Below are 12,686 nucleotides of genomic sequence, written 5' to 3' on the forward strand. Positions count from 1 at the left end.
TGTACTGCTTCCCACCGCATGACACGAATCCTGGTTACGGGCGGTAACGGCTTCATTGGCAAGCACCTCGTTTCGGCGCTTGTCGCGAAGGGTTGCGATGTGCGCGTGCTTGATCTGCAGCCGCCGTCCCGGGCGATGCCGAAGGTCGAGTATGTCAAGGGATCAGTGCTTGACCGCGACCTCGTGCACAGCGCCGTCGACGGTGTCGACGAGGTCTATCACCTTGCCGGCCTGCCCGGGATGTGGCTGCCGCGGAAGGCCGATTTTCACGACGTCAATTGCGGCGGCACCGAGGTCGTGATCGGGACTGCGCGCAAGCGCGGCGTGAAGCGGCTCCTGCACTGCTCCACCGAATCGATCCTGTTCCGTGCGTCGCGATCGGACGATCGCCTGGCCGACGATGCATTGCTGCCCGATGACATGCCGGGGCCCTATACGCGCTCGAAAATGCTCGCCGAACGCTATGCGATGCAGGAGGCGGCATCCGGATATCCCGTCGTCATCGGCTGTCCCACGATGCCGATCGGAACCCACGACCACAATTTCACGCCGCCGACGGAGATGCTCCGGCTGTTCCTGAAGCAGCGCGTGCAACTGTACCTGGATTTTGTCGTGAACCTGGTCGACGTGCGCGATGTCGCGGCGGGGCTGATCCTTGCCATGGAACGTGGGCGGTTCGGACATCGCTACATTCTCGGCGGCGAAAGCATCGCGCTAAGGCAGGTGCTGCGAATCATGGCGCATGTCAGCGGGCGGCGCACGCCGCGCCTTGCGATGAATGGCCGTTTTGCCGAGATCACCGCCGGCATCCTGGAGTTCGTTGCCGATCACGTGACCCGCCGGCCGCCGTCCGGCACGGCCGAAGGGGTGCGGATCGCGCGGCGGGCGGAGGCGCTGTCGATCGAAAAGGCGCAGCGTGAACTTGGCTATGCGCCCGGCCCCGTCGAGCCCGTGCTGCGCGAAACCATTGCACATCTGCTTGGCTCCGGTCACAATCAGGCGGAATGGGAACCGGTGTCGAGCCCGAGCGCCCAATCGTTCAATACCACGCGCCGGTTTGGCGTCTGATCCAACCCGCCTGATACGGTCGCAATATGTCGCAAGATTCTGGTCAATGGTTCGCGTTTGTCTTGAGCGGGTGGACCTCCACCTGGCCCACGCAGTTGCTCGCCATCATCTGGATTCTATGGGTCATTAGCTGGGTCGTGGCCTCGGTCTGGTCCGGCCAGACCAAGAAGCACGTCATGACTGCGGACTCGCTGAGGTATCGCATCCCCATTCTCTTAGGTGCGATCCTGTTCCTGCCATGGACCGGAAAGGTGCTGGGGGAGCAGCCGCTGTGGCAGTTCGGCAGCTTCGGCATCTACGTGATGGCGCTTTTGACGCTCGCCGGAATCTCCTTCACCTGGTGGGCGCGAATCCATCTTGGACGGTTCTGGTCGAACGCGATCACGCACAAGGAAGGGCACCACGTCATTGACACCGGGCCATATGGCCTCGTGCGCCACCCGATCTACACCGGCCTGATCGCGGGAATGCTGGTCACCGGCATTGCGATCGGGACGGTGACGGCGATCCTGGGGGCGGTGCTGATCTCGCTCGGCATGGCGCAGAAGGCCCGCATGGAGGAGGTGTTCCTCAGCGCCGAACTCGGCGCGGAGGAATATGGATCCTATCGCCGGCGCGTTCCGATGCTGATCCCGTTCCTGCCGGCCGGTTAGCGCCGGGCGCAGATATCTCTCACCGTGCTCGGGGTGACGACTTCTCGCCCGAAGCTTCTCCACGCGAAGAGCGAGGAGAGGGAGTTGCCGGTCGCTGCTTTGCCGCGTCCGCCGCCGTGGTGGCGGGCTGCTGTGTGACCGGCATGAGATGACGCGGAACGACAATGCGCTGGCCGGCCGTCAGTGGGGCGTTATCCGATAGCTGATTGGCCTGGGTGAGCGACCACAGCGGGACGTGGTTCGCGGTCGCAAGGCTCTGCAAGGTGTCGCCTGCGCGGGCGACTTGCGGAATGCCGCTGTCCCATAGCTCGAGCGGCGCATCCGGCGGAACGACGTAGCGCAACGGCGCTGTCTCGCCCTTGACCTGCATCGGCGTCGTCCCGAGTTGCACGATCGCGTTCACCAACTGGTCGTGGATGGTATCCATCTTGTCGATGTTGATGTGGGTGACTTCCTTGTGGTCCTTCAGGTCGAAGCTTGCGTAGTGGCCCTGATAGCCCGGCTCGGCGACGACATCGCCGCCGCCCAGCACGCTGTCGGAGAGGAAGATATTGATGAAGCGCTCGACATTGAGCGGCACGTTCCCGGTCGCGTGCGCCGGATCGATGGCGACGATCAGGCTGACCGGGATGTTTTCCTCACGCAGCACATCCGCGAATATTATGGAGCAAAGCCCGCCCATCGAATGCCCGATCAGGACGATCGGAAGCGGATCCTCCTTATATTCGCGGATGGCCCTGGCGGCGATGAGCCGGCAGATGGTGAACTCGTTGACGTCGGCCTGGACACCGACTTCCTGGAGCCGGCTGGTCAGTCGATCCATTCCGCGTGAAAAGATCGGGCCCATGGCGCCGCGGAAGAGATAGGCGCGCACCCGTGGCGTCGGCGCGGGCTGCTCCGGAGCGGGCGGCGGCGGTGCGGCGACCGCGGCAGCGGCATTGGGCTGTTTTGCGGCCGGAGCGGCGAGTGTGAAATTGCAACCAGCCGACCAGACGCAGGCGACAAGCATCGCCCGGAACACAGTGGCCATAACCGGTTTCGGATTGATCATGCGCCTTCCGCCTGTGATTTCGGCGCGCAGATACGCCGGCTCTTGATTGCCGGCAGGCCACTTGCCCGCGTTCAAGGTGAACTATCGCGCAGGAATTGGCAGAATTGCGGCGCAACCTGCGCGCCGCAATCCGATAGCCCTTGATCAGTTACGAACTGCAGCCGTGCTGGCGGCCGCCCGTGGTACGGCGGCGCTTGCCTCGCTCGGCTGCCGCCGCCTCGTCGGGGATGCCGGACTCGGCCGGCCGAAGACCACGGCATCAATCTCGCCGATCACCTTCTGCTGCATGATCTGGCTCTTTTCGATCGTCAGATGCCCGACGCCCGGCACGCTCTGCACATTGACGTTCTCCAGCGTGCCCTGGAATCCCCTGGTCCGCTCGACCGGTGTGCCGGCGCCGTTGGCGACGTAGAAATTGATGTATTTCCCGACGCGTCCGGAGAGGCTGGTGTGGAACACCGAGTCGAGCCCGATTGCGAGCCGCACGGGAACGCCGAGCTGGTCCAGCCTCGCGACCATATCTGGCAGGGCGGTCGCGCCCGAGGAGTGGCCGACCAGGATGACGGTCTTGATCTTGCCGCTGCGGTATTCGGCCGCGGCCTCGTTGGCGAGCGATGACCAGAAGACGTAATTGGTGATCGTCACTCGCATGCCCTGCGCCTCGAGTTTCGCGGCGATTTCGTCCAGTCCCAGCGAGAAGATGTTCAGGACGCCACGGAGCAGATAGACGTGGGCGGTGGAGGCGCGAGCGGCCGCCGATTCCGGCGCAGCCTGCGCCGGGCTTGCGACGACCGGAAGCACTAGCAACAGCGCGGTCGCGATCGCGCGCAGCCGCGGAAACAAATGCCGGCCGACCAGTCCGGTGTGGCCGCGATAGGCGTTCATGGCTCCTCCTCGAAGGGCTACCGAATATTGCCGATGACCGTACCCCCAGCGCGCTCGCAACCGCAACAAAAGCGGTACGCGCAGCGTGGCTTTACTCATGCGGCGTGTCTCGGGAGCAACACGGATTGCGGGATTCGTCAGTGTTTGTCGTGAGCTAGGGGAATGGGCGGGAACTTGGCGAGAAAATGGCGACCAGCCGGAGGCAATCGAAGTCTGCGCCCGGCGCACGCGCTCTTGATTGCGGCTTGTTCGGGTGCGCCCGCGGGCTTGATTGCAAGCCGCTGCCGAGCGGGCGGTGGTCCGCGGTCATAGCTCTGCCGGTCTGGCGGCCGCGATCCGCAACGCTACCAAACTTCGATGGACATCGAGGTATTGCATGCGGGCGGACAATGCCGAAGATCATTCCGCTTAGCGGAAAAACCAAAGACGGATTCATGCGTTACCGCGCTTGCTGCCATCAATCCCATGCGGCATGATCGCACCGCAAAATGGTAGACCGCAGTCAATGTGGCTGATGAATCGGGAGGGCTTCATGAAACGAATTCTGGCGGGCGCGTTGGCCTGCATGCTGGCGGTCTCGGCCACCGCGGCGCTGGCGCAGAGCAAACCGCCGCCGCTCAAGATCGGCGGCATCCTCGACATGTCGAGCCTCTACGCGGACATCACCGGCTCCGGCAGCGAAACCGCCGCCAAGATGGCGGTGGAGGATTTCGGCGGCGAGGTGCTCGGCCGCAAGGTCGAGGTCGTGGTCGGCGACCACCTCAACAAGGCAGACCTTGCCGCCAACATCGCGCGCGACATGATCGACAATCAGGGCGTCGAGATGATCTTCGACGTCGCGGCTTCCGCCACTGCGCTCGCCGCAGGCGAGATCGCCAAGGCGCGGGGCAAGATCATCATGTTCAACGGCCCCGGCTCGATTCGCCTCACCAACGAGGCCTGCGGGCCCTATACGGTGCACTATGTGTTCGACACCTTCGCGCAGGCCAATGTGACGGGGCTGGCGGCGGTGAAGTCCGGCCTCGACACCTGGTTCTTCCTGACCGCCGACTACGCCTTCGGGCAGGATCTCGAGAAGGATACGGCGAATGTCGTGGCCAAGACCGGCGGCAAGGTGCTGGGCAGTGTGCGTCACCCGATCAATACCTCGGACTTCTCGTCCTTCCTGCTGCAGGCCCAGGCCTCGAAGGCCAAGGTGATCGGGCTTGCCAATGCCGGCGGCGACACCATCAACGCGATCAAGCAGGCGGCAGAATTCGGCCTGACCAAGAGCGGACAAAAACTGTCTCCGCTGCTCGCCTTCGTGACCGACATCGACAGCGTCGGACTCGAAACCGCGCAGGGGCTGCTGCTCGCCGAAGCCTTCTACTGGGATTTGAACGACGGCACCCGCGCGTTCACCAAGCGCTTCATGGAACGCACCAAGCGCGTGCCGACCTCGGCGCAGGCAGGAGTCTATTCGTCCGTGACGCATTACCTCAAAGCGGTGAAAGCCGCGGGCACCACGGATCCGGCGGCCGTGATGAAGCTGATGAAGGAGACCCCGATCAACGACATGTTCGCCAAGAACGGCAGGATCCGCGAGGACGGCCGCATGGTGCACGACATGTATCTGTTCGAGGTGAAGAAGCCATCCGAGTCGAAGGGACGCTGGGACGACTACAAGCTGCTCGCGACCGTTCCGGGCAACGAGGCGTTCCAGCCGCTGGAGAACTCGCGCTGCCCGCTGGTGAAGAAGTGATGGGAAGCGTGGCCCTCATTGCGAGGAGCGTAGCGACGAAGCAATCCATTTATCAGCTTGCGGAAGCATGGATTGCTTCGCTTCGCTCGCAATGACGGTGCGGGCAGGTTTAATTTCAACCAACAACCAAGAAAGTAACCCAAATGACTGAAAACAGCATCGTCCTGCAAAGCCTCGACAACGGCCTGCTCACCATCACCATGAACCGCCCGGAGCGGCGCAACGCGCTGAACCCGGACATGACGCGCGGCCTGGTCGAGGCGGCGCGGCGGGCGGCCGAGGATCACGAGGTGCGCGCGGTGCTGATCAAGGGGGCCGGCGGCACCTTCTGCGTCGGCGGCGACGTGAAGTCGATGGCGGAGGGCCGGGCGCCGCTGCCGTTCGAGGCCAAGCTTGCCAATCTGCGCCGCGGCATGGAGGTCTCGCGCATCCTGCATCAGATGCCGAAGCCCGTGGTGGCGCAGCTCGATGGCGCCGCGGCCGGCGCCGGGCTTTCGATCGCGCTGTCCTGCGACCTGCGCGTGGCGAGCGAGTCCTGCAAGATCACGACCGCCTTCGCCAAGGTCGGCTTCTCCGGCGACTATGGCGGGACCTACTTCCTGACCCAGCTCCTCGGCAGCGCGAAGGCACGCGAACTCTATCTGACTTCGCCGGTCCTCACTGCGAAAGAGGCGCATGCGCTCGGCGTCGTGACCAAGGTGGTGCCGGATGCGGAGATCGAGGCGTCGGCGCGCGAACTCGCGCTGTCGCTGGCGCAGGGGCCGTCGATCGCGCTCGGCTTCATCAAGCGCAACATCAACAATGCCGAGCATCTGTCGCTCGAGGACTGCTTCGATGGCGAGGCCATCCATCACACCCGCTGCAGCGAGACCGCCGACCACAAGGAAGCGGCCAAGGCGTTTGTCGAGAAGCGCAAGCCCGTCTTCAAGGGCCAGTAAAGGATGGCCGGCTGTCTCAGGCTGCGCCAGATCTGCCTGGTGGCACCACGGCTCGAGCCCGTGATTTCTGACATCGCCGATGTCATGGGCCTGAGCGTCTGCTATCGCGACGACAATGTCGCGAAATACGGGCTCGAGAACGCGCTGCTGCCGGTCGACACCATCCTTCTCGAAGTGGTGGCGCCGTTCAAGCCGGGCACGGCGGCGGGCCGCTTCATCGAGAAGACCGGCGGCCGCGGCGGCTATATGGCGATCTTCTGCTGCGACGATCCCGACGCGCGCGGCGCGCATGCCAATGCCATCGGCGTGCGCACCGCGAACGTGATCACGCACGCGCCCTATCACGGCGTGCAGCTCCACCCGCGCGACTGCCGCGCCGCGTTCATCGAGTTCAATCACACCGATGGCAGCGACGATGTTCTGGGGCCCTATCCCCCGGCCGGGCCGGAGTGGCAGACGCACATCCGAAAAGATGTGACGGAGAAGCTGACGGAAATCGAAATGCGGAGCCCGGAGCCCCACGCGCTGGCGGCGCATTGGGGGCGGATTCTCGATTGGCCGGTGAGCGGCGAGGCGGAGCTGCGTCTGCCGAACTGCAGCTTCCGCTTCGTCAACGGCGAAAGCGAGATCATGAGCGCGCTGACGTTCAAGGTGGCCGATGTCGCGAAAGTCCGCGATGCGGCGACGAAGAAGGGGCTGACCGTGGCCAGCAATGAATTCTCGCTTGGTGGCGTCACGTTTCGCCTGACGCACTGACGCGTAGGGTGGGCAAAGCGAAGCGTGCCCACCCTTCACGAGTCGAATGCTTGATGGTGGGCACGCTACGCTTTGCCCACCCTACGGCAACGTGTCACCGCCCCTTGAAATTGGCGACGCGGCGCTCGGCGGTGGCTTTGACGCCTTCCTTGAAATCTTCGGTGGCGCGCAGCTTGGTCTGCTCGATCAGTTCATGGTTGGTGGCGGCGAGCACGCGGTCGGCGAGGTCGCCGCGCATGGTGGCGCGGGTCGAGACGAGGCCGAGCGGGGAGCATTCGGCGATCTCCTGCGCGAGCTTCAGCGCCTCAGCGCGCACCTGATCCTGCGGCACCAGCACGTTGGCGAGCCCCCAGCGATAGGCCTCCTCGCCGGTGACGCGGCGGCTGGTATAGAACATCAATTCCGCGTTGTTCTTGCCGATCAGTTCGGGCAGCGTGAACGTCAATCCGAAGCCGGGATGGAAGCCGAGCTTGGTGAAGTTCGCCGAGAAGCGTGCCTCGGGGCAGGTGACGCGGAAATCGGCGGAGACCGCAAGTCCGAGTCCGCCGCCGATGGCCGCGCCGTGGACGGCGGCGACGATCGGCTTCTTGTTGCGGAAGATGCGCACCGCCTGCACATAGAGATGGTTGATCGGCAGATTGGCGGCCGGATCGGATTCGGCGCGCGCTTCCTGCTCCTGCCGCGCCGGATCGCTGAAATTGGCGCCGGCGCAGAACGCCTTGCCTTGCGCGGCGAGCACGCTGCTACGGATCTCGATGTCGGCGTCGAATTCTTCCAGCGCATCAGCGATCTGGTTGATCAGCGTGACATCGAAGAAATTCAGCGGCGGGCGGCGGATTTCGATCAGCCCGACATGGCCGTGCTTCTCGACGCCGATTTCGGTGTATTTGCTCATCTCTGTCTCCAATAGAACTCAATATCTCAGCGGCGGCAGCTTACCTCTCCCATAGGGAGAGGTCGGCGCGGAGCGCCGGGTGAGGGGTTCAGGTCCCTCGAGAGAGCACAACCCCTCACCCGATTTGCTGGCGCAAATCTCACTATGGGAGAGGTGAACTGTGCGCTTGGCTCGATCGTCGGACTCACAACCAAGCTACCGCAAGCCAAGCCCGCGCGCGATGATGCCGCGGAGCACTTCGGTGGTGCCGCCCTGGACCGTCAGTTTCGGCGCGGTCCTGATTGCGAACTCGAGCTGCTTCTCCAGCGTCTCGCGATTGGAGGCGGTCTCCTCGACGAAGGCGGCGAGGTCGCGCACGCGGTGCGGCAATTGCTGCTCCCACACTGTGCCGATGTCCTTGACGATGGAGGCTTCCACCACCGGCTCCTTGCCGGCCTGCAGCATGCCGGCGACCGAGACCGACATGCGGCGCATGGTGTGAAGCTGCGCCACCAGGCGGCCGATGCCTTCGGCGCTGCGGGTGTCCGGCTTGTCGCCGACGGCGCGCACGAGCTCGGTCAGCACGTAATAGGTCTCCAGGAAACGCTCGGGGCCCGAACGTTCATAGGCGAGCTCGCTGGTTGCCTGCTTCCAGGCGCCATCGATCTCGCCGAGCACGTGATCGTCGGGCACGAAATAGTCGGTGAAGACGACTTCGTTGAATTCGAATTGCCCGGTGATCTGGCCGATCGGGTTCACCTCGATGCCCGGCTGCTTCATCTTCACCAGGAACTGGGTCAGGCCGTGGCGGCGATTCTCTTTCGTCGGCGGCGAGGTGCGGAAGATCGCGATCATGTAGTCGGCGATATGCGCCGAGGAGGTCCAGATCTTGCTGCCGTTGATGAGATAGCCGCCGTCGGTCTTGGTCGCGCGCGTCTTCGCCGCGAACAGGTCGGAGCCGGAGTTCGGCTCGCTCATGCCAGATCGCAAAGCACAGCTCGCCGCGGCAGATGCGCGGCAGGATGTCCATCTTGATATGCTCGGGCGCATATTTCAGCAGGACCGGCCCGCTCTGGCGGTCGGCGACGAAGAAGCGACGCGTCGGCGCGTTGGCGACCCGCATCTCTTCGGTCACCACATAGCGCTCCAGGAACGAGCGCTCCTGGCCGCCATATTTTTTCGGCCAGGTCATGCCGAGCCAACCCTTGGCGCCGACACGACGCGAGAATTCCGGCGCATCGGTGTCTTCGCGGTTGGGCTTGTTCGGATCGAAAGTGCCGGCGGCGATCTCTTCGGCAAGGAAGGCGCGCACTTCCTTGCGCAATTGCTCGCATTCAGCCGGCAGGCGGATCGGATCGAAACGAAGGGCTGCGGTCATGGCTCTTTCCCTGATGTCAGCGCGAGGCCACCAGCGGCCACAATTCGTCGGCGCCTCGGGCGGCGACGCGCTTGCCGAGCTCGACCGCCCAATGGCTTTCCGAGCCGAAGTCGTCACGCCAGGCCAGCGCGCGCAGCGAATAGCGATGCAGGATGTGCTCCATGGTGAAGCCGATCGCGCCATGCACCTGGTGCGCGATGGCGCCACCTTTCTCGGCTGCTTCCGCGCAGCGGATCTTCGCGGACGCTGCTTCGAGGTATACCGCGTCGTCGAAGGAGGTCGCATTCGCGACCGCGTCGGCTGCGGAGGTTGCGGCCGCAAGCGCGGCGGCGGACTCGCCGGCAAGGCGGGCGAGGTTGTGCTGCACCGCCTGGAATTTCGAAATCTTCTTCTCGAAGGCGACGCGTTCGTTGGAATAGCGCACGGAAATGTCGAGCATCGATTCCAGCGCGCCGGCGATCTGCAGGCTGCGGACCACCCCGCCCATCAGCATCAGCGTGGTCTGCTCGAACCCCTTCGGCGCCGGCTTGATCGTAACGGGCTCGACCTTGTCCAGTGTCACGGTATCGGAGTTGTCGTAGCCGACATTTATACCGGCCTCGATCCGGCCTTTGGCGGCGTCGACCAGCGCGATCGAGATGCCGCCACTGCCATGCGCCAGCACCGCAAAATGCTTTGCTGATTTGGCAAACGCCACGCCGCGGGCGCGGCCGGACAGGCTGCCATCGGCGTTGAGTGTGATGCGATCCTTCGGGCTCGCGGGCACCACGGTCATCTCGCCGTCGGGGGAGGTGATCTTCGCCTGCGCCAGCAGCCAGCCCGCCAGCATGGTCTCGGCGAGCGGGACCGCGATCGCAAACCGGCCGGCGGCGTTGAGCACGCCAAAGCCTTCGGCGAGGCTCGCGCCGGAGCCGCCGAGATCGTCCGGCACCCAGGCGAGCGGCAGGCCGGCCTCGCTCAGCGCCTGCCACAGCGGCGCTTTCCAGCTTCCCGTCTTGTCACTGTTGATGGTTTGGGCGTCGGCGAGATCGGCAAAGATTTTCTCTGCAGTCTCGACGACGATATTCTCACTCTCCGCCACGGCGTTCCTCAAAATATGGAATTTGGCACGTCCTGGGCGCGCCAAACTGTCGCGCCAAGTGCATTGCGTTCTTGCGCTTTATGATGAGGAAAAGCCATAGCCATGACAAGCGCTGTCCGCAGGGCCGCCTGCGGCGGCGGCATGGGGTCCCCGCAGGCCCACCAGAGGGAGCATGAATTTCCGCGCAACGGATTTTGGAGCCGCCGTCCGTCTCTGTGAAATCGTGGATCGGTTCGCAACATCATCGGTTCAATCGGTCAGATGAAAGCTGATCGCCTTCGCCATCAGTTCTGCGAGTTCGGTTTCCTGGGCAATGAGTGCATCGGTCAGCCCGGCCACGCAGAGCACCAGCGGCTCTTTCGACTCGGCGATCGGAGGCAGGTTCATGGCCACAACGCCGGCTCCGGGCGTCACAAGGTTGACCGAAAAGGCATGGCCCTGGCTCCGCACCTTTCTCAGCTCCAGCAACAGTGCCTTGATGTCGACTTGCCGGTCCGGCGTTTCGGTTGCGTTGATCAGACGAACCAGGCGACGGACCTCGCGATCCGGGTAGGTCGACAGCAGGGCGTAGCCTGAGCCTGATCTTGCCAATGGCCGCAGCGTTCCGGCCTTGACGTGCAGGCGCATGGGGAGCTTCGCCTGGATGACATGAATATATTGTGCGCTAAGGCCGTTGCGCACCGCGGCCATGATGGTTTCCCCCGTCCTGGCCGAGAGGTCCTCCATCAGATTGATCAACCGACCCCTGGTGAACAGGGCCGGACTTAGCCAGTGCCCCAGCATCGAGACCCGCGGCGTCGGGATATAGGTTCGGCGGCTGGAGTCGTAATGGAGGTAGCCGAAAGCCGTCATCGTCCGCATCAAGGCCGAGGTGCTCGACTGCGGGAATTTGAGCGCGCTTGCGACCTCGATGGCCGATGCGGCCCGCTGATGTTCCTCGAAGAACTCCAGCACGTCGAACACGCGCTTCGCCGACTTGACCGAATTCTCCATCTTCGGAAGGTCGCGCGATGTATCGCCGGGGCCGTCCGAGCTGCTGACCGAGCGCAAACCGGCCGTTGCGCCCACCTTCGCCAGATCTTGCTTCGCCGCCGGCATCGCTATCTTCCTTGCTGCGCCACCCGCCGCTTCAGCCACCAACCATACTGCTCCGGCCAGTGCGACCACTCGGCATCGCATCCGAGCGCAAGCGCCGTCTGGGCGGGCCAGTTCGGATTCCACAACAGCTCGCGGCCAAGCGCAATAAGCGTGGCCTTATCGTCCCTCAGAATGCTTTCCGCATATTCGGCTTCGCGGATAAGCCCGACTGCGACGGTTGGCACACCGGCCTCCCTTTGAATGCGTTCGGCGAAGGGGACCTGGAAGCCCGGGATCCGCGATACCAGCGAGTTGCCACGCGGGAGTTTCATGCCGCCCGACGAACAGTCGACGACGTCGACGCCGATCGCCCTGAGTTCGGTCGCAAACGCGATCGAATCCTCGATCGACCAGCCAATATCGACGCCGTCGACCGACGAGATGCGGACGAACACCGGCAGATGGTCAGGCCACTCCTCGCGCATGATCGCGGCCACCCGGAGCGGCAAACGCATCCGGTTCTCCCGTGAACCGCCATATTCGTCGTTGCGGTTGTTCGCCAGTGGCGAAAGGAAGGAATGCATGAGATAGCCGTGGGCGCAGTGCAATTCGACGACGTCGTAGCCGGCTGCCCTGGCGCGACGAAAGGCGTGGCGGAAATCTTCCGCGACGACATCGATCTCCGCGGCCGTCAGCATGTGGGGCATGGGCCAGCCGGTGTCGAACGAAATGCTGCTGGACGCTGCGATCTCCCACGGTCCTTCTGCGCGGGCATCGATATCGGCTTGGCCGAGCGGACCGCCGCCTTCCCATGGACGTTGGGAAGAACCCTTTCTGCCGCTATGCGCGATCTGGATGGCGGCCTTGGCATTGAATTGGTGGATCAGCGCGGCGAGTCCGGCATGGCCCTCGATCTGGTCATCGCTCCAGATGCCCAGACACCCATGGGTGATGCGTCCCTGGACGCTCACCGAACTCTGCTCGACGAACACCAGTCCGGCGCCGCCAGCCGCGAGCTTGCCGATATGGGCGGTATGCCAATCGGTCGCGAACCCCTCGCGCGCCGAGTAGGTGGCCATCGGCGAGACCACGATCCTGTTCTTCAATTCGAGATCGCGAAGTTGAAGCGGGGTGAAGAGCAGCGGCAGTTCAGTCATTCGATGTCCAGCCTTACGCAGGGTTTG

11 protein-coding genes and 1 pseudogene are annotated in these 12,686 nt (G+C 64.0%); 5 read left to right on the top strand and 7 right to left on the bottom strand.

Going from position 1 to position 12,686, the window contains the following annotated elements; genetic code table 11:
* The first annotated feature begins 18 nt into the window (after nt 1-18).
* Complete coding sequence (locus ACVJGD_RS30920; protein WP_456637763.1) at nt 19-1,068, top strand: NAD-dependent epimerase/dehydratase family protein; 1,050 nt, start codon at nt 19-21, stop codon at nt 1,066-1,068.
* A 26-nt stretch (nt 1,069-1,094) separates the two neighbouring features.
* Nucleotides 1,095-1,721: a methyltransferase family protein gene (locus ACVJGD_RS30925; protein ID WP_456637764.1), complete on the top strand. Its 627-nt coding sequence runs from the start codon at nt 1,095-1,097 to the stop codon at nt 1,719-1,721.
* 19 nt (nt 1,722-1,740) lie between these two features.
* Here ACVJGD_RS30925 and ACVJGD_RS30930 read toward each other — a convergent pair whose 3' ends face one another.
* Nucleotides 1,741-2,772 (bottom strand): LysM peptidoglycan-binding domain-containing protein, encoded by a 1,032-nt coding sequence (locus tag ACVJGD_RS30930; RefSeq protein ID WP_456637765.1) that lies wholly within the window; start codon nt 2,770-2,772, stop codon nt 1,741-1,743.
* Nucleotides 2,773-2,916: 144 nt separating this feature from the next.
* On the bottom strand, nt 2,917-3,657 hold the full coding sequence (locus tag ACVJGD_RS30935; protein ID WP_456637766.1) for a hypothetical protein: 741 nt from the start codon (nt 3,655-3,657) through the stop codon (nt 2,917-2,919).
* A gap of 532 nt (nt 3,658-4,189) precedes the next feature.
* On the opposite strand from ACVJGD_RS30935, the gene ACVJGD_RS30940 reads away from it, so the two are divergent.
* The 3 genes from ACVJGD_RS30940 to ACVJGD_RS30950 all read left to right on the top strand — a co-directional run bounded on the left by ACVJGD_RS30940 (nt 4,190) and on the right by ACVJGD_RS30950 (nt 7,092).
* On the top strand, nt 4,190-5,398 hold the full coding sequence (locus ACVJGD_RS30940) for an ABC transporter substrate-binding protein (RefSeq protein ID WP_456637767.1): 1,209 nt from the start codon (nt 4,190-4,192) through the stop codon (nt 5,396-5,398).
* A 143-nt stretch (nt 5,399-5,541) separates the two neighbouring features.
* On the top strand, nt 5,542-6,336 hold the full coding sequence (locus ACVJGD_RS30945) for an enoyl-CoA hydratase (RefSeq protein ID WP_456637768.1): 795 nt from the start codon (nt 5,542-5,544) through the stop codon (nt 6,334-6,336).
* Between the two features lie 3 nt (nt 6,337-6,339).
* Nucleotides 6,340-7,092 (top strand): hypothetical protein, encoded by a 753-nt coding sequence (locus ACVJGD_RS30950; RefSeq protein WP_456637769.1) that lies wholly within the window; start codon nt 6,340-6,342, stop codon nt 7,090-7,092.
* Between the two features lie 94 nt (nt 7,093-7,186).
* Here the strand turns inward: ACVJGD_RS30950 and ACVJGD_RS30955 are convergent, their stop codons facing one another.
* The 5 genes and pseudogenes from ACVJGD_RS30955 to ACVJGD_RS30975 form a co-directional block, all read right to left on the bottom strand.
* A complete protein-coding gene (locus ACVJGD_RS30955) occupies nt 7,187-7,987 on the bottom strand; it encodes an enoyl-CoA hydratase/isomerase family protein (RefSeq protein WP_456637770.1) in 801 nt (266 codons plus the stop codon).
* Between the two features lie 195 nt (nt 7,988-8,182).
* Nucleotides 8,183-9,344: pseudogene (locus tag ACVJGD_RS30960) on the bottom strand (acyl-CoA dehydrogenase family protein).
* Nucleotides 9,345-9,360: 16 nt separating this feature from the next.
* The gene (locus ACVJGD_RS30965; protein ID WP_456637771.1) at nt 9,361-10,425 is read right to left on the bottom strand and encodes an acyl-CoA dehydrogenase family protein; all 1,065 of its coding nucleotides are present in this window, start codon (nt 10,423-10,425) and stop codon (nt 9,361-9,363) included.
* Between the two features lie 249 nt (nt 10,426-10,674).
* On the bottom strand, nt 10,675-11,592 hold the full coding sequence (locus ACVJGD_RS30970; protein WP_456637772.1) for an IclR family transcriptional regulator: 918 nt from the start codon (nt 11,590-11,592) through the stop codon (nt 10,675-10,677).
* A complete protein-coding gene (locus ACVJGD_RS30975; protein WP_456637773.1) occupies nt 11,526-12,659 on the bottom strand; it encodes an NADH:flavin oxidoreductase/NADH oxidase in 1,134 nt (377 codons plus the stop codon). The genes ACVJGD_RS30970 and ACVJGD_RS30975 overlap by 67 nt, the downstream gene beginning before the upstream one ends.
* Nucleotides 12,660-12,686 lie beyond the last annotated feature (27 nt).

The sequence above is a fragment of the Bradyrhizobium sp. USDA 10063 genome, from assembly GCF_054063735.1.